The organism is Bordetella pseudohinzii (assembly GCF_000657795.2).
Classification (GTDB): Bacteria; Pseudomonadota; Gammaproteobacteria; order Burkholderiales; family Burkholderiaceae_B; genus Bordetella; species Bordetella pseudohinzii.
Genome location: NZ_JHEP02000008.1, coordinates 124,240 through 142,986, shown reverse-complemented (window position 1 = coordinate 142,986; position 18,747 = coordinate 124,240). Strand labels below are relative to the sequence as shown.

Below are 18,747 nucleotides of genomic sequence, written 5' to 3'. Positions count from 1 at the left end.
GGCGGTTTTTTTTGGGCGCTTCAGTCCAGGCCGTGGAAGGATGAGTCGTCCGGCCCCACATGCGAGGGATGGCGCCAGGTGACGTCGCGCATCGAATGCTGCACCAGGCCCTCGACGCCCAGCAGCACCGCGAAAATCGCCATGCGCACCGGAATGCCGTTGTCGGTCTGGCGGAAAATGGCCAGGCGCGGATCGTCATTGAGATCCACGCTCAGGTCATTGGCGCCCGGCCGGCTGTCGCGCGGCAACGGATGCATGACGATGGTGTCCGGGCCGCAATAGGTGTCGACGATGGCGCGGTTGACCTGGAATTCGGCCGTATAGCCCTCGCTCGACTCCTCGTTGGCGAAGCGCTCTTTCTGCACGCGGGTGGCGTAGATCACGTCGGCGCCGGCCAGCTCGGCCAGCGAGGACTTCTGCTCGATCACGTTGTCGTTGCGGGCCGCCTGCTCCAGCACGTAGTCGGGCATCTCCAGGCCGGGCGGCGCGATCAGAGTGAAGCGCAGGCCCTTGTAGAGCGACAGCAGCTTGATGAGCGAGTGCACGGTGCGGCCGTACTTGAGGTCGCCGACCATCGCGATATGGGCGCCATCGAGCAGCTTGCCCAGGCGCGAGAACTCGGTGAGGATGGTGTAGAGATCCAGCAGCGCCTGGCTGGGATGTTCGCCGGGGCCATCGCCGCCATTGACCACCGGAATATTGGTCGCGGCCGCGAATTCGGCCACCGAGCCCTTGTCCGGATGACGGATCACCATGGCGTCGACATAGCCGCTCATCACGCGGCTGGTGTCGTAGATGGATTCGCCCTTGGCCATGGAAGAAAAGGTAAAACCGGTGGTGTCGCAGACCGAGCCGCCCAGGCGGCAGAAGGCGGCGCCAAAGCTCACGCGGGTGCGGGTGCTGGCCTCGAAAAACAGATTGCCCAGCACCGCGCCCTCCAGCACGCGCGAGACTTTCTGGCGGCGGGCGATGGGCTGCATCATGTCGGCGACGCGAAACAGGTCCTCGACGGACTCGCGCGTGAACTGATCCACCGAAATCAGCTGGTGTTTGCCATTGAGCGCGATACGGTCTCGCAAGGGGCCTCCCTGTACGCTCTGCGTATATTTCTCAAGCAGATCGCGGTTTTGCACGATTTCGCTTACAAAGCGCTCGACCACCTCCGGCATGGCGCGGAATTCCTGCGAACCCTCCGGCAGCAGCCAGGTGTCAAGCGCTCGGCGCTTGACGCCGATACGCGCGGCAAAGACGTCGCGGGTCAGGTTGAGGCGGCGCATGGCGTCGCGCAGAAAGGCTTGCTGGGAGATGGACATGGCGGGCGGCCCCTGTGAATATACGCATTGCGCATATTATTCCAGAGACACCCCGGCGTAAAGCAGCTTTTGGGCCAAGCCGGCTCAGGTGTTGCTGTACTGCTGGGTGTCGTCCGAGGCGCCAGCATCCCCGAGGGTGAGCCAGCAGCCGGCGCCGAACCCGGCGATGCTCACCCCATAGCTGGCCAGCGCCAGAAGCAGGACAGGCCAGAAGAACCAGGGCCGCCGGCGGGGCTGGAGGGCGCGGGCCAGGGCGAGCAGCACAAAAGCCAGGGCCGCCGCGGCGATGCCGGCCAGAAAAAAGGCCAGGGGCCAGGACAGATCGGGCGGCGCCACATCGCCGCCCACCATGCCCAGGGAGAAAGCCATCAGCATCAGGGAGGCGATGCCGTTGAGCCAGCCCGTCCAGCGCAATGCCGAGGCCAGCAACAGGAAGACGCCGCTTACGGCCGTATCAGGCATGAGCCGGCCCTATTGCAGCGCGCGGCAGGCCGGCGTGGCGGATGCGATGGATTGCCTGGCCGCCGCGATCTCGGCCTGGTCCCAGATGCCCTCGCCCAGCACCGTGACCGTGACCTCGGCCTGGTTGGCGCGCTCGGCGACCTGGGTGTGGATGCGCTCCAGGATCTTGGCGGCCTCGGTTTCCTTGTGCACCAGGATCTCGTTGGGCAGGCCGCGTTCGCCGACGGAACGCTTGCCCATATAGACCGCCCCATAGGGATGGGCGCGCGTCTCGTGGCAGATGCGCACATACTCGCTGGCGCGCCGCAGGGCGGCCATGGGGTCCGCATCGACGACAAAGGTTTCCGTGATCCCTTTGGCGTCCGGCTCCAGCAAGCCCTTGCTGGCGCAACCGCTCAACACGACGGCGACCGCCGCCAAACCCATCCATAGGCGCATGAGACTGCCCTCTGTCACAAAAACATCGAAGGCCCGATTATGCAACAGCCCGCGGCAGGGCCCCAGCCCTGCCGCGGGCTGGACTTACTTTTTGGCCGCGCCCTGGATGGCTTCGCCGCCACGCTCGATGTCCTTGCCGGCGCCGGCAACCGTATTGCAGCCGGCGGAAACCGCGGCCAGCGCCAGCACAATGATCATGAGGGCTTTCTGCTTCATGGGATCTCCTTGTCTTTGATAAGGACAACAGCTCGCAAGGCTGGATGCCATCGGCTCCAGGCGCAGCCAGAATACCTCAGCGTCCGGGACTTGTCGCGCCGCAGCCGGAGCGCCCTGCCCAAATATTGAGCAGGGCGTCCAAGCCCTTATTCATAAAGCGTTTTTTGCCATTGCGCGGCAGCTGTCCCAAGACTTATCCACCGCGGCGGTGCACAACCGCGCTCAGGCCGCCAGCGCCTGCAAAGGGCCGGTCCATGGCACCGCATCGATGCGAAAGCGCGTTTCCTGGTAGCCGACTTCGGCATCGACCAGCAGGCGGTCCGCGATGGCCTGGCCCAACGCCCGGCGACAGAGATTTTCCATGTCGTCGGAGATGGATTGGAAAACGCCGTCGGGAATGCGCAGCCGCAGATTGGGCTCGGCAGCCGCACCGGGCTTGAAGCGCCCGATATGGATGTGAGCGGGATAGCCGTGCGGGCACCAGACGCCAATGACGAACTTGCCCTGCACGCCGGTATCCGCGACAAAACCGGGATGATCGTACTTCGCCGTTCCCATCCTGTTGTTCTCCCTTGTGTGCTGGTTGTCCGTGCATGGTAGCGCAAGCAAGGCGATGGCGGCGATCCAAATGCAAAAGCCCTGATTTCGTAGGAAATCAGGGCTCTCAATTGGTTGCGGGGGCAGGATTTGAACCTACGACCTTCGGGTTATGAGCCCGACGAGCTGCCAGACTGCTCCACCCCGCGTCTGATGAAACGAATCATACACCATTTTGAAAGATGCTGCACGGCGCGCGCCATGGACGCGCGCCAAACCGGTTGCGCATGCAAATAAATCAGGCGGCTGTCCTGCCCGGCCTTGAGCGTGACCACGCCGGCCTCATGGAAGCAATGCGCTTCGCCGGCCTGCAGCGCCGACTCGACACGCTGATAGACATCAAGGCCGCCGGCGCGCGCTTCGCCCACCGCGATCCGGCCCTCCAGGCAGACGACTTGATCGCCCGAGCGGGCATAGAAGCTGCGGCACCCGCCGCCAGGCAGGGACTGAAAGGATGAGAGAGGCATGTTGTGGACTCCGTATCGCCGAAGCCTCCAGACTACGCAGCCCGGCGCGTGCGCAACAGGCACACGCAAACCTTATCTGTTCCATAACAGCTCGCCATCCGGCTTTCTGTTATGGTGGTTTTACCGTTGCTCTGTGCCTGTCCCCTCCCCCTATCGCGCGGCATCATGAAGCCCATGCACGCCCAGCCGCTGTACCAACGCCTTGCCGAGTATTACCGCGACGCCATCCAATCCGGCGCCTTGCCTCCCGCCGCGCGCATGCCTTCGGTGCGCGCGATGGTGCGCACCCACCACGTCAGCCTGAGCACGGCCCTGCAGGTCTGCCGGCGGCTGGAAGATGACGGACTGGTCGAGGCCCGCCCGCGCTCGGGTTACTTCGTGCGCCGCGCCGCCGCGCCCCGGCTGGCGCCGGCCACGGAGCCCGATATGCGCGCCCCGGCCGATCCGGCCCGCTATGTCGGCATCCACGACCGCGTGTCGAACTTCGTGGCGCGCTGCGAGCAGCATGCCCTGTCGACCAATTTCGCGCTGGCCGCGGCCGAACCCTCTGCCTATCCGCAGCATGCCTTACGGCAGGCCATGAGCCGCGTGCTGCGCATGAACCCGGAATTGCTCACCAGCCGCGCGCCGCCGCAGGGCGCGCTGGAATTGCGCACCGTGCTGGCGCGCCGGGCGCTGGACTGCGGCATCCGTGCCACGGCGCAGGACATCCTGGTCACGCACGGCTGCATCGAAGCGCTCAACCTGGCTTTGCGCGCCGTGTCCCGGCCCGGCGATACCATCGCCGTGGAGTCCCCGACTTATTTCGGTCTCCTGCAAATCCTCGAAAGCCTGGGGCTGCGGGCGCTGGAGATCCCGACCAGCCCGCAACGCGGGCTGTCGGTTGATGCGCTGGAGCTGGCCTTGCGTACGCAAGCCGGCATCCGCGCCGTGGTGGTGGTGCCGAATCTGCAGAACCCGCTAGGCTGCATCATGCCGGACGAGGACAAGCAGCGCCTGCTGGAGGTCTGTGTGGCGCACGGCGCCGCGCTGATCGAGGACGACACCTATGGCGCGCTGGCCGACGGCGGGCCGCACCGGGCCATCAAGCACTGGGACCGCGCCGGCGACGTCATCTATTGCTCGTCGCTGCACAAGACGCTGGCGCCGGGCATGCGGCTGGGCTGGATCATGGGCGGACGCTGGCAGGCGCGGGTCGATATGCTCAAGTTCGCGCAGAGCCGGCCCAATGAGGCGACCGGGCAGCTGGCCGCCGCGAGCTATATGGCCACCAAGGCCTTTGACCGCCATCTCGCCCGCCTGCGCCGCCAGCTCACGCAGCAGCGCCAGTGGGTCGCCGACGCCATCGCGCGCGAGTTCCCGGCCGGCACGCGCCTGAGCCTGCCGCCGGGCGGCATGCTGCTATGGGTGGAGCTGCCGGGCGGCGTGTCCGGCATGGCGGTATTCGAGGCCGCGCTGGGCGCGGGAATACGGGTGGCGCCGGGGGCGATGTTTTCCAACTCCGGCCGCTACGATCATTATCTGCGCCTGTCCTGCGCCGAGCCGGATTCCGCACGCATCGAGCAGGCCGTGCGCCGCCTGGCCGCGATCGTCGCCGCGCTCCAGAAATGAGCCGGGGACACAAGCCTTTGTCGCAAAAGGGAAATGCCGATTTATCGGGCAGCTATCCCAAGACTTATCCACAAAAGCAGTGGATAACTCGGGCGGCGGCGGTTTACTTCAGGGCGGCCTGCACCATGTCGCGCACGCTCTCGAAACCCGCCATGTATTGCGGGTTTTCCGAGCGCGCCAGCAGCGTCGAATAGTTCTTCTCGAGCTGGGCCTCGATGGCTTCTTTCAGGCCGGGAGACTCCTTGACCAGATGCAGCGTGGCCGCCAGCGTGGCGTTCAGCGCGTCGATGCGCCCACCCTGGTGCGACACCGTGTGCACGATGACGGCGATCTGTTCCTGAATATCCATGGCAAACCTCTTTGTGTGGGACACCGCGAGCGCGGATGATGGGCCGGATGCTAGCACGGCGCCCCGCGCCGGGCGCCGCGCCCACGCTGGCATAAAATACCGTCATTGCAGCCCTGTTTCGGAAACCGACATGCATTTTCGTCTTGCCCTGCCGCTTTGCCTGCTCGCCCTGCTCACGGCTTGTGGCGTGAGCAGCGAAATCAAGCGCGTGGACAAGGATCGCTACGAGATCCGCTACAACGCCGGCGCCAAGGCCATGACCTGGGTGGAGATCAAGAACCAGGCGCGCAAGCAGGCCGAGGACTATTGCGCCGGCATGAACCAGCGCTACGTCCGCCCGGAAGTCAGCTCCAACCACGCGACCGGCCTCATGCCCAAGGAGGCGCGGGTGACTTTCAGTTGCGAGGACAAACCGGCGCCCAGCCCGGCCAAGGACAACTAAAGCCTCAGCCGGCGTGCAGGCGCGCGGACACCAGGGCGTGGGCCAGGATGCGCGCGGCCTCGGCCAGCACGCGCTCGCGGCCCGGCAGGTCCAGCGGCGATTCGGTCAGATAGGCGGAGATCAGCACCGGCGCGGCGGGCGCGGGCCAGGCCACGCCGATGTCATTGCAGCTGCCATGGCCGCCGGCGCCGGACCGATGAGCCAGCGCCCAGGCGGCGGGCAGCCCCGCGCGCAGGCGCTCTCGCCCCGTGCGGCATTGCATCAGCCAGTCGCGCAGGCGCTCGCGCTCGGGCGCCGGCAGGACATCCCCCAACACCAATTGCCGCAGATTGCCCAGCATGGCCGCCGGCGTGGTGGTGTCGCGCTCGTCGCCGGGCCGGGCTTCGTTCAGGGCCGTTTCGAGGCGGTCCAGCCGCGTCACGCCGTCGCCCAGCGCGCGCGCATAGGCCGTAAGGCCAGGCGGCCCGCCGATGGTGGAGAGCAGCAGATTGGCCGCCGTGTTGTCGCCCCACAGCAGGGCCGCCTCGCAGAGCTGGCCCAGCGTCATGCCCTCGTTGAGGCGCTGCTGGGTCACCGGTGAATAGGTCACGATGTCGGCCGCGCTCAGGCGCATCGGCCGGGACAGATCGTCTTCGCCGCGCGCCACTCGCGTGAGCACGGCGCCCACGGCAAGCAGCTTGAAAGTGCTGCACAGGGCAAAGCGCTCATCGGCCCGGTAGGCGATGGCGTAACCGCTTTGCACATCGAGCAGGCTCACGCCCAGGCGCCCGCCCTCGCGCGCCTCCAGGCGCGCCAGCTGGCGCTGCGCGTCGTCACCGGCCGCGGACAGGCTGTCGCGCACCCCGGCCAGGGCGGGCAGCCCCGCCGCCGAAGCGCCCAGCCAGGCCAGCACGCCCGCGCCAAACGTTCTTCTGTCCATCGTCCCACCTCCAGGCCAACCGCCGCGCGCAAAACCTCATGGTACTGCGAATAACATTGACGCCGGCACGGCGAGCGGCGAGCATAACGGGACACTCTGGAGACCCGCCCATGTCCCTGTCCATCCGCGCCCTGCAAGCCGACGACCACGCCCGCTGGCTCGAACTCTGGAAGGGCTATAACCGCTTCTATGAGCGCGAGGCCGATCCGGCGCAGGCCGCGCATACCTGGAAGCGCCTGCTGGCGCCGGACTCGCCCGTGCATGGCGTGGTGGCCTGCGACGCGGCGGGCCGGCCCATCGGGCTGGCGCACTACATCCTGCACGAGAACACCAATACCCTCACCCCGGTCTGCTATCTGCAGGATCTCTTCGTCGATCCCGCGGTCCGCGCCGAAGGCGTGGGACGCCAGCTGCTGGACTGGCTGGTCGCCCGGATGAAGGAAAACAACTGGTCGCGCCTTTATTGGAATACGCGCGAGAACAACTACCGGGCGCGGGGACTGTACGACAAGTACACCCCGCACAGCGGCTTTCTGCGCTATGTCCTGACCAACACCTCCCCGCCGGCGGCATGAGGGCGCGCGGCCTCAGGCCTGGGCGCCGAGGCGGAACACCAGGGTGTCCAGCCGGGTCACGCCGCGCGCGGCGAACTTGGGATCCTTGGCGAGGATGTCGCGCCGGTCAATGAGGCGGGCCCGCTCGCCATACAGCGACAGCACCTCGGCTTCGTCCAGCGAGAACGGCGGGCCGTCCATCTCGGCCTGCGGATAGTCCAGCGTCAGCAGCAGGCCGCGATAGGCCGCCGGCAGCTGGCCGTAGACATGCTTGACGTAGTCGCGGCGCATCGCCGCCGGCAGCGCCACCAGGGCGGCGCGGTCGTAGGCGCCCTGGCAGCCGGCCAGCGCGGCCGCGTCCAGCCCGAAGATGTCGCCGCAGATCAGCTCCACGCCCTGGGCGGCATAGTGCTGTCCGTAGGCGCTTTCCCAGCGGCGCGGCGTCCAGCCCTGCTCGGCGAAGAACTGCTCCACCGCCAGCGGCGAGAGTTCCACGCCCAGCACCTCATGGCCCTGCTCGGCCAGCCACACCATGTCCAGTGATTTGCCGGCCAGGGGCACCAGCACGCGCGCGCCCCTGGGCAGGCCCAGCGTGGGCCAATACTTCTGCAACAGCGGCGTGACCCGGGTCTGATGAAATCCCGTTTGTCCCTCGCGCCAGCGTTCCAGCCAGAAATCCGCTTCCATATGTCTCCACCTTGTCGTGCGCCGCCAAGACCCGGCGGCCGGCCCATTGTAGGACGCCAAAGACCGTGCTGGCGGCAGGGCTGCCATGCGCGGCCGGGCGGCGGCCGCGATATGCTGGCCGCCACCCCACCCTTCCGGAGACATCAATGGATCTGCAACTCGGCGGCAAGCGCGTACTCATCACCGGCGCGTCCAAGGGCATAGGCCTGGCCTGTGCGCATGCTTTCGCCCGCGAAGGCGCGCTGCCCATCCTGGTGGCGCGCGACCGCGCGGCCCTGGCCGAGGCGGCCGAGGACATCCGGCGCCAGACCAGCGTGGCGGCCGCATTCCTGGCCAGCGACCTGGCCCAGGCCGGCGCGGCCGAGGCCCTGGCGCGTGAAGCCGGCGGCATCGACATCCTGGTCAACAATGCCGGCGCCATTCCGGGCGGCACGCTGGAGCAAGTCGACGAGGCGCGCTGGCGCGCCGCCTGGGAACTGAAGATCTATGGCTACATCAACCTGACGCGGGCCTGCTATCCGGCCATGCGCGAACGCGGCAGCGGCGTGGTGGCCAACATCATCGGCAAGGCCGGCGTGGCGCCGCGCGCCGACTACATTTGCGGCGCGACCGCCAATGCCGGCCTGATCGCCTTTACGCGCGCCCTGGGCGGCGAGGCCCCCAGGCATGGCTTGCGCGTCTTTGGCGTCAACCCCACCCGCACGCGCACCGATCGTGTCATGACGCTGGCCCGCCAGCGCGCCCAGGCGCGCTGGAATGATCCGGAACGCTGGCAGGAGACGCTGACCGACCTGCCTTTCGGCCGCCTCACCGAGCCGGCCGAGATCGCCGACATGATTGTGTTCGGCTGCTCGCCGCGCGCGGGCTATCTGAGCGGCACCGTCATCGACCTGGACGGCGGCGAGCAATACACGGGCTAGAACCTGCGCGGGAGCTGGCCCAGGCGCCGCGCCAGGCGGCGCAAATCGTCGATCACGGGAACGGTGGCCAGCACGACCAGGAGCAGGGCCAGCGGCAAGGTGGCGGAAAAGCCGACGTGCGCGAAGGCCAGCGCGCCCGCCACGCCGCCCAGGAAGAACAGCGTCACCAGCGCGGCCAGCACGCCCAGCTTCTGGCGGTCGGCCGTGACCTTGGGCGCGTCGGCGGCCAGGGCGTTCCAGTAGAACAGCTTGCCCAGCTCGATGCCGATGTCGGTCACCATGCCGGTGATGTGGGTCGTGCGTATCTCGGCGCGCGACACCTTGGTGATCATGGCGTTCTGCAGGCCCATGATGTAGCACAGCAGCGTGACGGTCAGGGGCAGGTAGAGCCATTGATGCCGCTCGACGCTGGCGCCCATCAGGCCGAAGACCAGCAGGAGCGCGGCCTCCAGCAGCAGCGGCAAGGCGCATTCGCTGGCCAGCCGGGCGCGCCGGGCGAAGTTGATGAGCCAGGCCGAGGTCGCCGCGCCGCACAGAAAGGCCAGCAGCGCCGCCAGGCCCTGCATGGCCAATACCAGGCTGCCCAGGACCAGATGATCGGCCATCGCGGACACGATGCCCGACATATGCGAGGTGTACTGGGCGACCGCCAGAAAGCCGCCGGCATTGACCGCGCCGGCGACGAAAATCAGGAAATAGGCCAACTGCCGATTGGCCCTCGGGGTGCGCTGCGCCGCCGTCAGTTCGCGCAGAAGATAGGGAATCGCCACGTTGCCACCAAGACCATGATATCAACGCGGGGATTGTACGCCCGGCGGCGCCCAGGGCTGGCGGATGGCCTGGGAAAAGCCGGGTCCGTCGCCGGCCTGGGCCGCGCGCGCCGTGATGTCGGCCTGCCGGCGCAGCTGCGCCAGCGTGCGGTCGTGGCCCAGCCCGCCATGGGCGTAGAGGTATTCGGGCAGATAGCCTGACAGCAGCAGGCGGTAATCCAGCGGCAGGCCGGGCACGATGGCGCGCACCATCTCATAGACCAGCGTGGTGCAATTGGCTGTCACCGTGTGGTAGAAGGGCGGCCGCTCGCGCAGGGCATTGGCGGTATCCACATAGGCGAGGAAGAGCTCGCGCATGGCCTGGCGCGGCATGCGGATGGGATAGAGGGAGACCTGCTCGCCGCGCACCGCGGTGCGCACATAGATGATGTCGCGCTCGTCGGCGGCCACCACGCTGAGCTCGAATTGCTTGAAAAAGCCGCCGAGTTCGGAGAAGTGTTCGTGTCGCTCCTTGCGGATCTCGACCGAAAACACCACGCGCTGGCCGTCGGAAAAACCAAAGGACACCAGGGTATGCGCGATGGCGGGCATGCCCCAGGTCGAGAGCACCATGTCCACCGACTCCAGCCGGTCGAGATCGTAGCGGCGGTTTTCCCAGCGCACGGTGTAATCGCTGTCGCTACGCCACCGGAAGTTGCGCACATTGTCCAGCGTGACCAGGGACCCGTCCCGGCTGCCCTGCAGCATGCGGGCCACGTCGTCGGCCCATTGCCGGTCGTTGGAGGGCTGCAGCCCCTGCCACCACGCCAGCAGCAGCGCGGCCAGCAGCAGATAGCCCCAGCCGGCCCGCCGGCGCCAGGCCGGCCGGGCCGCCAGGGCATGGAGCGCGGTCAGCGCGCCGGCCAGCCAGAGCGCCAGGGCCAGGGTCTTGCCCGGCGCGCCGCCCGGGAACTGGTAATACAGGGCCAGCGCCCCCCAGGCGCTGAAAAGCGCCAGGGCCAGCGCGGCCGGCACCCGCCATGCAATGGACTTCCCCGACACGCCCTGCCCCCCTGCTGACCGATGGCAGACATTCTATGCCTGACGGCGCAATACCTGGCCCGGCCGCTCGCCCGTGGTCTTGCCGTCCTGCCAGACCGGGCGGCCATTGGTCCAGACCGCGTCGATGCCGGCGGCCGGCGCCACGGGATGGGCGAAGGTGGCCCGGTCTTCGACCCGCAGGGCGTCCAGGAGCACCAGATCCGCGTACGCGCCCTCGCGCAGCACGCCGCGGTCGGCCAGGCCGAAACGCGCCGCGGTCAGCCCCGTCATCTTGTGCACGGCTTTCTCCAGCGGAAACAGCCCCAGGCCGCGCGCATAGTGGCCCAGCACGCGCGGGAAGCTGCCCCAGAGGCGGGGATGCGGCATCTCATCGTGCGGCAAGCCATCGGAGCCTATCATCGTGTCGTCAAAGCCCAGGATGCGCGTGACGTCGTCCTCGTGCATGCGGAAATAAATGGCCCCGGCGGGCTGCAGGCGGCGCACCGCCTCGGGGACGGCGCAGCCCATCTCGCGGGCGACATCGTCCAGATCGCGCCCGGCGTACTGGGGGCTGGCCTTGGACCAGGTCACGATGACGCGGGCCGCGCCATCGACCAGCGCCTGCTCCAGGATGGTGGACGAGGCGTTGTAGGGATAGCAGTCCAGGCAGATGGGCTGGCGGCCCATCTGCTCGCCGATGCGCGCCAGCGTCTGCACGGAGCGGCCGTAGTTGGGCCGGCCCACCAGTTTGTGATGGGAGATCACCACGGGGACATCCAGCTCGCGTCCGATGCGGAAGGTTTCTTCCAGGCAGTCCATGATGGCGTCGCCCTCATCGCGCAGATGCGTGGTGAAGATGCCGCCGTGGCCGCGCAGCGGCCGGCAGACCTCGATGATCTCCTCGGTGCTGGCCGCGCGCGACGGCGCATAGGCCAGGCCCGTGGACACGCCAATGGCGCCGGCGTCCAGGGCCAGCTCGACCTGCTCGCGCATGGCGGCGATTTCGGCCGGCCGCGCGTCGCGCTCCAGATCAGGCACCGCCGCCACGCGCAGCGTGATGTGGCCCAGCAGCATGGCGCAATTGGTGGCGGCCGGCTGGTCCCGCAAGGCCTGCATATAGTCGGCATAGCGCGCATAGCGGAACCACTGTCCGTCGCTGTCGAGCAGGTCCAGCGGCGGCACCACGCGCGGCGGGCGGGGCGCCAGCGAGATGCCGCAATTGCCGCCGATGACGGTGGTCACGCCCTGGCTGACCTTGGGCGCCATGCCGCCATCGGATAACAGGGCGCGGTCATCATGCGTGTGGGCGTCGATGAAACCCGGCGCCAGCACGCGGCCGGCGGCGTCGATTTCGCGGCGGCCGCTGTGGCCCGACAGATCGCCCAGGCGGGTGATGCGCTCGCCGTCGACGGCCAAGTCGCCCGAATAGCGCGGCGCGCCGCTGCCATCGACGATCTCGGCGCCGCGGATGAGCAGGTCATGGACAGTGGACATGCTTATTTCTCGCTTTTCTTCAGATTCCAGAACAGGGTGACGGGCGCCTCCAGGATGCCGGACAGCCGCGTGCTGTAGGCCGCCGGAATCTGGAACTGGCCCAGCGGCCCCACCACGCCCTCGTCGATGGCCACCTTCTGGATTTCGGCGGCGATGCGCTTGCGTTCGGCCATGTCGGTGGACTGCGCATATTTCAGGCGCAGGGCTTCCAGGGCGGGCACATCGGGCCAGCCGGCCCAGGCCTTGCGGCCATTGGCCTGCAAGGTGGTATTGCCGAAGGGATCGCCGCTGGTGGCCAGGATGCTGTAAGTCGAGAAAATGTTCCAGCCGCCTTCGGAGGGCGGATTCTGGTTGCCCTGCTGCGAGACCACGCTCTGCCAGTCCATGGCCTTCATGACCACCTTGAAGCCGGCCTTGCGCAAGGCCGCGCCCAGGACCACGGGCTGGGCCGAAAGCATGGCGATATCGGAGGGCTGCAGGATGACCACCGGCGTGCCGTCGTACTTGGCTTCCTTGAGCAGGGCCTGGGCGCGGTCCAGCCGGCCCGGCACCACCCAGTCCTCGCCCGTGGTGTCGCCCATGGGATTGCCGCAGCCCATGACGGCCGCGCAGGTCCGGTAGTACTGGGGATTGCCCACCAGGGCCTTGAGCACATCTTCCTGGCTGACCGCCGCGATGGCGGCCTGGCGGACCAGTTTGTTGTCAAACGGCGGATGAAGATGGTTCATGCGGAAGTAGGTCCAGGCGCCCAGCTTGTCCAGCACCTTGACCTGCAGGCCCGGCTGGCCCTCGACCATGGGCAGCAGGTCGAAAGGCAGCTGCTGCATGTAGTCCACCTCGCCGTTCTGCAAGGCGTTGACCGCCGTCATCTGGTCGGGCATGGCGACCCACTCGACGCGATCGACGTTGACCACCTTGCCCCCGGCCGTCCAGCTGGGCGGCTCGGCGCGCGGCACATAGTCCTTGTTCTTTTCGTAGACCACCTTCAGGCCGGGTTTGAATTCGCCCGCCACGAACTTGAACGGGCCCGAACCGATGAACTCCTTGATGGGCTGGGCGCTGGGCGTGTCGGCAATGCGCTTGGGCATCATGAAGGCCGGGCGCGAACTGAGCTTGGCCAGGCCTTCGAGCAACAGCGTGGTCGGCTGCTTGAGCACCACGCGGAACTGGCGCGCGTCGATGGGCTCGATGCCCTGGACCATGGTCATGAGGACCTGTCCGCTGGCGTCGACGTCGGCCCAGCGCTTGATGGAGGCGATGCAGTCCTCGGCCGTGACGGCCTGGCCGTCGTGCCACTTCAGGCCCTCGCGCAGCGTGAAGGTATAGACCTTGCCGTCATCGCTGGCCGTCCAGCTGGCCATCTGCGGCTGGACCTTGAAGTGTTCGTCCGTGCCCAGCAGCGTGTCGTAGATCATGTAGCCGTGGTCGCGCGTCAGGAAGGCCGTGGTCATGACCGGATCCAGCACGCGCAAGCCGGACTGCATGACCACGGACACCGTCTGCGCCGCGGCGCCGGCCGACAGGGCGGCCGTCAAGGCCGCGCCCAGCAGCATCCGCCTGGCGCCGCGGCGCAGGCTGTGCATCAACATCATGGCATTTCCCCTTTTGACTGGCCGCCAGCGCGGCCTTTTCCGGATGTCGGGCGCGCGGCTTCCAGCGCGCTCAACGGTTGCGATCGCAAAGGCTCGGGCAGGCCCCGCACCATCTCCTGCAGGGCCGCGTAGAGGCGGCGCCATCCCTCATTGCCGCGCAAGGGCAGGCCCAGGAAATGGCTTTCCGTCTTGGCGCGCAGCATCAGATACAGCACGCCGGCCAGCATGATGCTGACCTGGGCCGGAACGTCGGCCTCGTCGGTCAGGCCGTCGACGCGGTCGATGAAGGCGCGCGCGGTCCGCTCGCGGCGCTCGGCCAGGCGCGCCGTGACCTCATTGCGTTCGACCAGCTCCCAGCGGCGGATCTCGCGCAGCGTTTCGTTGCCGGCCAGGGCTTCGATCTGGGCGCGCAGCATGGCGAGGATGAGTTCGGCCGGCGGACGGGCGCTGGATTCGCTGTCGGCCAGCAGCCCGGCGTGTCCGGTCCAATAATCCTGCTCCCGCATCCAGGTCATCAGCAAGCCCGGCAGGCCATCGAAATAGCGGTAGATCAGCGTTTTGCTGACGCCCGCGCGCTTGGCGATGGCGTTGATGCCGACCCCGGCCATGCCGCTGTCGCGGATCTGGTCTTCCAGGGCCTGCAGGATCTGTCTTTCGGTCTGCTCACGCCGCGACATCGCGCCCCCGCATCAGCAGATGCCCGCCGCCCGGTCCGGGATGCACGGTGCCGGCCCGCAGCTCGGCATAGAGTTCAGTCTGGGCGCGCCCCACCCAGCGGCCCTCGCGCCAGACGCCGGCGCCGAGATAGACGGCGGTGCCGGGCCGGTTCAGGGTGGACAGGCGCGGATCGGCGCTCTCCAGGGCCAGGATGCGGCCCTGGGCGTCGACATGCACCCGGTCGGCCGGGCCGGCCTGAATGGTCACGGGCGCATCCAGCGTCAACAGATGCAAGGCGCCGGCGCGGCCCGTCAGCCGGGCCCAGGCCAGTTCGGCGAGGTCCGGCGCCAGCGGCGCGCGCGTGTAGATGCTGTTGTGCAGCAGGCCCAGGCTGGCTTCGTAGGTCCGGCGGCGCAGCTCGCCCAGATCGTCGCGGCGCGTGACGCGCACGCTATTGCCCATGCCCAGCCGCCCGCCTGTGTCCAGCGCGATGAGGCCGGCGTCCCACTCGGCATGCGCGGCCAGCACCTCGTCGACCGCCTGCTGCGGCGCCTGGCCCTGCGCCATACGGCGCAATACCGCCTGGTTCAGCGCCATGCCGTCGGCGCCCGGCTGGTTGGGCAGGCGGTGGCCGGTGACCAGGCCCAGGCCGGCCTGGCCGGCCAGGAACTGGACCAGGGGCTCGGGGCGGTCCGGGCCGCTGGAGATGGCCGCCGCCAGGCGGGCGGATTGCCAGCCCGGCGGCATATCCAGGGCGGTGATGCCGCCGCGTTGCGTCTGGCCGTAGTGCAGCGCGCCCTGCGCGTCCACGATGGCCAGCACGGCGAAGCCGCCGATGGCGCCCCGCCCCAGCAGCTCGGCGCCCAGCACGGCGTCGCGCACCGCCCAGGCGGCGCGTTCACCGCTTGCCGCCACGCCTATCGTCATATCGCCTCCGCAATGTGACCATGTGGTCACACGCCGATGCTAGAGCGCGGCCCGCGGCAGGGAGAACTAGTGAAAACCCGGGAGAATGAAGACGGCCAGGCGCGGGCGCGCCTGGCCGGGTGAGTCAATACCGGCGGTATCAGAAGCGATAGCGCAGACCGCCGTTGAAGAGCCAGCCGTCGACGCCGGATCCGCCCAGGGCCTGCATGCGGGCGACTTCGCCATAGAGCGACAGCATTTCGCTGACCGTGCCCGTCACGCCCACTGAGTAGCGCATCGCATCGCCGTACTGGCCGGTGCGGAAGGTGGCGTCGCCGACATCGACGCTGGAGGCGCCGTTGAAGGCATGCAGCACATGGATGCCGGCGTAAGGCGTGATGCGCCCGCTGGCCAGGTCCACCGGACGGGTCAGGCGCGCGCCCAGGCGGGCCATGCCCTGGGTTTGCGAGCCGATGTCCACGTCCAGGCCGTCCGCGTCCCGCTTGCTGTCAAAGCGCAGGTGTTGCGCGACCAGCTGGATCTGGGGCTCGAGGTTCATGCCATAACCGATGTCAAAGGGATAGCCCGCTTCGATGGAGGCCGCGAAGCTGTTGCCCTTGAGATCCATGACCTTGCCGCGCGCGTCGGTGCGCACGTCGCCATTGAACCAGCCCAGCGAGAGGATGCCGTCCACATACCAGCCCTCATTGCTGAGGTAGGTGGCATATCCCGAGAGGCGATAGATATCGGTCTTCGTGCGGCTGGCGCCATCGACGGCGTCGGGACGGTAGGTCAGGCGGCCCATGGAGCCGGCCGCGCCGAAGCGCCACACGCCGTCTTCCGAAGCCTGCTTGAACAGATTGCCGCCCAGCTGCACGGCGCCGTAGTCGCCGCTGGCGTCGTAGCCATAGCCGCGAAAGCCGCGGTTGGACTGATAGTCGAAGTCGCCGCCATAAGCGCGGAAGAAGACCTCGCCCTTGCCCTTGTCCAGACCCATGGCCCGGTCATCGCGGATTTCGCCCAGGCGGCGATGGAGGGAATCCATGTCCGCATAGGTAGCGTATTGCAGCGCGATGGGCGCGGTCAGGTAGGAAGCGACCTGGGGCACCACTTGCGGGCGCACATCCGGCCGGGTGGGGTCGGGGGTGACGGGCCCTTCCGGACCGACATAGGCGCTTTGCAGGCGATAGTCCCAATAACCGTCGGCATTGCCGACCAGGGATTGCGCCGGATCGGCCGCGCCCAGCTCGGCGCCCGGGCCATAGCTGAAGAGACGATAGGTATAAGGCTGTTCCGGCGCATGGACATAGCCGCCTTTGAGCGTGAAGGCGTTGCTGGTGGAGGCCCCTGCGACCTGCACCACCGAAATACCTTCATGGCTGAGATGCCGGGCATCCGGCGAGGTCAGCCCGCCGGGGCTGCCGGAAATGCCATTGACCTGCACCTGGGTCGTGCCGATGGCGTCTCCCGCGACCAGCAGGCGGTCGGTGTGCTGATTGCTCAGTTCGCCGCCGGTGTTTAGATAGGTGTTCACGGCGACGACGCCATCGGCGCCGCTGTAGTTGCCGCGGACATTGAGCTGGCGATAGGCGCTCGCATCGGTGGGCCGCGAAGCCACGTCGCCGGCGGCCTGCAGGTCGATCAGGCTGTTGGCATTGCTCAGTTCGTCCACGGTGGAATCCAGGGTGACATTCCAGCGGCTGGCGTCCTTCAGGTTGACATTGATCGTGCTCCCGCTTTCGGCGCCCACGCGGCCGGTGATGAGCGAGCCGCTGGCATTGACCGTGCCATTGCCCGGCCCCGCATTGTCGGGGGCCGCCCAGATGGCGTTCTGCCCACCGGTGACCGAAGAAGCATCCAGGTTGACCACGCCATGCCCGCCGTAGAAACGCAGGCCGTCGGCCTGCTGCGACGTCATGGTCGTGCGCGCGAGGTCCACGGTATTGGGCGCCGCCTCGTCGCCCCCGTAGATGAACAGCGCGTGGGAACTCGCACCCTCGGTGTGCAACGTGGCGCCGTCCGCCGAGAAGCTGGCTCCATTGAGCACCCCCACCGCATTGGCTCTGGCGCCCGTGGTATGCACCAGCGTGCCCGCGCCCTCGTGCATGCCTAGCGTGACCGCCCCGCCCTGCACCAGCAGGGCGCGCGAACCGTCCTGCGTGGTTTCCAGCAGGCTGCCGTTCAGGGCGGTCTGGCCGCCCGTACTCCAAACCGGAATGGAATCGCTACCGCCGGCCGTGATGCGGGTGCCGCTCAAGGTGACATCGCCGGCACTGATCCAAACGGTCTGCGTGCCATTCTTGGTGGAATGGATGGAGGAATCGACCAGGTCCACCTGGCTTGTCGCGCCGCTCACCACCAGCGCGCGCGCGTCTTCGGCCACGATGTCCACCTGGGAGCCGTCGAATGTGGCGCCAGCGATGTTGACCGCATAGGCGTCGCCCGTGGTGTGCACCGAGGTGTTATTGGCCGTGAAATGGGTGCCCGGATAGGCCTCGACGCCATTGGCCTGAAAGCCGCTCGTGGTGATCGAGCCGTTGTTCAGGGTCAGGTGGGTGTCCTTGTCGGCGCCGCCCGCTGTCAGCCACACGCCGTGCGACTGCAAGCCCGTGGTGGTGATGCCGGTATTGTCCAACGTGATCTCGGCGCCGCCCCAGCTCGTGACGCCGCGCGAACGGTCGCCCGACGTGGTCAGGGTGGCGTTATTGAGCTTGACCGTGGCCTGCTGGCCATAGGAGCGCAGCCCATCGGAATTGCTGCCCTGGGTGGTCACGAAAACATCGGTGCCTTCGAATTCCGAGCGGCCGGCGTCGCCCGCGGTATAGATGCCGCGCGCGTTGATATTGTCATCGGTGTCATCCGTCACGACGTTGATGTACGTGCCGCCGCCATTGACCGTGATCTTGCCCTCGCCCACGAACAGGCCGTCGGCCGAATGGCCATGCGCGTTGATATAGATGGCGCCCTCATTGGCCTTGAGCGTGGCCTCGCCGCCGCCGTAAACCTGCACGCCGGTGCCGCTGTGGTGCTCCGGATAGGGCGGTTGCGGCGAGATGGTGGTGCCGCCCTCGATGATGGCACTGCCGCCACCCACCCTGATGGGCTGTTCCACCAGTCCCGGTCCATAGACGATGGGCTGGGCCTGCGCCGGCAGGGCAAACGCCGCGGCAAGCGCCACCACCAGCGGGGCGGCTCGCCACTTGGCGCGGCGCATAGGGCGGCGGATCGGCTGACCCGGCCGGGAAAGACTTCTGATGTTGCTCATGACCACTCCCGTCTCGTTAACACCTTGCTGACGGAGGGCATAGAGGGCTGCCGTAGAACTGTCCAGAA

19 protein-coding genes, 1 tRNA gene and 1 pseudogene are annotated in these 18,747 nt (G+C 67.8%); 5 read left to right on the top strand and 16 right to left on the bottom strand.

Annotation, left to right across the window (positions count from 1 at the left end):
- Positions 1-20: 20 nt before the first annotated feature.
- The 6 genes from L540_RS12250 to L540_RS12225 all read right to left on the bottom strand — a co-directional run bounded on the left by L540_RS12250 (position 21) and on the right by L540_RS12225 (position 3,175).
- The gene (locus tag L540_RS12250; RefSeq protein WP_043208821.1) at positions 21-1,313 is read right to left on the bottom strand and encodes an aspartate carbamoyltransferase; all 1,293 of its coding nucleotides are present in this window, start codon (positions 1,311-1,313) and stop codon (positions 21-23) included.
- An 84-nt stretch (positions 1,314-1,397) separates the two neighbouring features.
- Positions 1,398-1,775 carry a hypothetical protein gene (locus L540_RS12245; protein ID WP_043208820.1) on the bottom strand — a complete coding sequence of 126 codons (378 nt, stop codon included), beginning with the start codon at positions 1,773-1,775 and terminating at the stop codon, positions 1,398-1,400.
- A gap of 9 nt (positions 1,776-1,784) precedes the next feature.
- On the bottom strand, positions 1,785-2,213 hold the full coding sequence (locus L540_RS12240) for a BPTD_2524 family lipoprotein (protein ID WP_180961771.1): 429 nt from the start codon (positions 2,211-2,213) through the stop codon (positions 1,785-1,787).
- Between the two features lie 84 nt (positions 2,214-2,297).
- Positions 2,298-2,429, bottom strand: coding sequence for an entericidin A/B family lipoprotein (locus tag L540_RS12235; protein WP_029580335.1), 132 nt, complete (start codon positions 2,427-2,429; stop codon positions 2,298-2,300).
- Between the two features lie 222 nt (positions 2,430-2,651).
- Positions 2,652-2,987, bottom strand: a complete 336-nt coding sequence (locus tag L540_RS12230) for a hypothetical protein (RefSeq protein ID WP_043208816.1) — start codon at positions 2,985-2,987, stop codon at positions 2,652-2,654.
- A 111-nt stretch (positions 2,988-3,098) separates the two neighbouring features.
- Positions 3,099-3,175, bottom strand: a tRNA-Met gene (locus L540_RS12225).
- 33 nt (positions 3,176-3,208) lie between these two features.
- On the opposite strand from L540_RS12225, the gene L540_RS12220 reads away from it, so the two are divergent.
- Together L540_RS12220 and L540_RS12215 are read left to right on the top strand one after the other, a co-directional pair.
- Positions 3,209-3,484 (top strand): hypothetical protein, encoded by a 276-nt coding sequence (locus L540_RS12220; protein WP_048026366.1) that lies wholly within the window; start codon positions 3,209-3,211, stop codon positions 3,482-3,484.
- 183 nt (positions 3,485-3,667) lie between these two features.
- Positions 3,668-5,104 carry an aminotransferase-like domain-containing protein gene (locus L540_RS12215; protein ID WP_372432964.1) on the top strand — a complete coding sequence of 479 codons (1,437 nt, stop codon included), beginning with the start codon at positions 3,668-3,670 and terminating at the stop codon, positions 5,102-5,104.
- Positions 5,105-5,207: 103 nt separating this feature from the next.
- Here the strand turns inward: L540_RS12215 and L540_RS12210 are convergent, their stop codons facing one another.
- The gene (locus tag L540_RS12210) at positions 5,208-5,453 is read right to left on the bottom strand and encodes a hypothetical protein (protein WP_005013550.1); all 246 of its coding nucleotides are present in this window, start codon (positions 5,451-5,453) and stop codon (positions 5,208-5,210) included.
- 130 nt (positions 5,454-5,583) lie between these two features.
- On the opposite strand from L540_RS12210, the gene L540_RS12205 reads away from it, so the two are divergent.
- On the top strand, positions 5,584-5,895 hold the full coding sequence (locus L540_RS12205) for a hypothetical protein (RefSeq protein WP_180961829.1): 312 nt from the start codon (positions 5,584-5,586) through the stop codon (positions 5,893-5,895).
- A 4-nt stretch (positions 5,896-5,899) separates the two neighbouring features.
- Here L540_RS12205 and blaHBL read toward each other — a convergent pair whose 3' ends face one another.
- Complete coding sequence (blaHBL, locus tag L540_RS12200; RefSeq protein ID WP_068945286.1) at positions 5,900-6,814, bottom strand: HBL family class A beta-lactamase; 915 nt, start codon at positions 6,812-6,814, stop codon at positions 5,900-5,902.
- Between the two features lie 110 nt (positions 6,815-6,924).
- On the opposite strand from blaHBL, the gene L540_RS12195 reads away from it, so the two are divergent.
- Positions 6,925-7,389 (top strand): GNAT family N-acetyltransferase, encoded by a 465-nt coding sequence (locus tag L540_RS12195; RefSeq protein ID WP_043208807.1) that lies wholly within the window; start codon positions 6,925-6,927, stop codon positions 7,387-7,389.
- A gap of 12 nt (positions 7,390-7,401) precedes the next feature.
- Here L540_RS12195 and L540_RS12190 read toward each other — a convergent pair whose 3' ends face one another.
- Positions 7,402-8,055 carry a thiopurine S-methyltransferase gene (locus L540_RS12190; protein WP_043208805.1) on the bottom strand — a complete coding sequence of 218 codons (654 nt, stop codon included), beginning with the start codon at positions 8,053-8,055 and terminating at the stop codon, positions 7,402-7,404.
- A gap of 146 nt (positions 8,056-8,201) precedes the next feature.
- Between L540_RS12190 and L540_RS12185 the strand changes: the two genes are divergently transcribed.
- The gene (locus L540_RS12185; protein WP_043208803.1) at positions 8,202-8,975 is read left to right on the top strand and encodes an SDR family oxidoreductase; all 774 of its coding nucleotides are present in this window, start codon (positions 8,202-8,204) and stop codon (positions 8,973-8,975) included.
- 38 nt (positions 8,976-9,013) lie between these two features.
- Here L540_RS12185 and L540_RS12180 read toward each other — a convergent pair.
- The 7 genes and pseudogenes from L540_RS12180 to L540_RS12150 all read right to left on the bottom strand — a co-directional run.
- Positions 9,014-9,745: pseudogene (locus L540_RS12180) on the bottom strand (YoaK family protein); the annotation flags it as partial.
- A gap of 21 nt (positions 9,746-9,766) precedes the next feature.
- Positions 9,767-10,786, bottom strand: coding sequence for an Lnb N-terminal periplasmic domain-containing protein (locus L540_RS12175; RefSeq protein ID WP_053073204.1), 1,020 nt, complete (start codon positions 10,784-10,786; stop codon positions 9,767-9,769).
- 33 nt (positions 10,787-10,819) lie between these two features.
- A complete protein-coding gene (locus L540_RS12170; RefSeq protein ID WP_043208801.1) occupies positions 10,820-12,259 on the bottom strand; it encodes an N-acyl-D-amino-acid deacylase family protein in 1,440 nt (479 codons plus the stop codon).
- A gap of 2 nt (positions 12,260-12,261) precedes the next feature.
- The gene (locus L540_RS12165; RefSeq protein WP_043208798.1) at positions 12,262-13,851 is read right to left on the bottom strand and encodes an ABC transporter substrate-binding protein; all 1,590 of its coding nucleotides are present in this window, start codon (positions 13,849-13,851) and stop codon (positions 12,262-12,264) included.
- Positions 13,848-14,528 carry a TetR/AcrR family transcriptional regulator gene (locus tag L540_RS12160; RefSeq protein WP_043208796.1) on the bottom strand — a complete coding sequence of 227 codons (681 nt, stop codon included), beginning with the start codon at positions 14,526-14,528 and terminating at the stop codon, positions 13,848-13,850. The genes L540_RS12165 and L540_RS12160 overlap by 4 nt, the downstream gene beginning before the upstream one ends.
- The gene (locus L540_RS12155; RefSeq protein ID WP_043208795.1) at positions 14,515-15,435 is read right to left on the bottom strand and encodes a DUF6963 family protein; all 921 of its coding nucleotides are present in this window, start codon (positions 15,433-15,435) and stop codon (positions 14,515-14,517) included. Before L540_RS12155 ends, L540_RS12160 begins: the two co-directional genes overlap by 14 nt.
- A gap of 139 nt (positions 15,436-15,574) precedes the next feature.
- Positions 15,575-18,679, bottom strand: coding sequence for an autotransporter family protein (locus L540_RS12150; protein WP_082149626.1), 3,105 nt, complete (start codon positions 18,677-18,679; stop codon positions 15,575-15,577).
- Between the last annotated feature and the right edge of the window lie 68 nt (positions 18,680-18,747).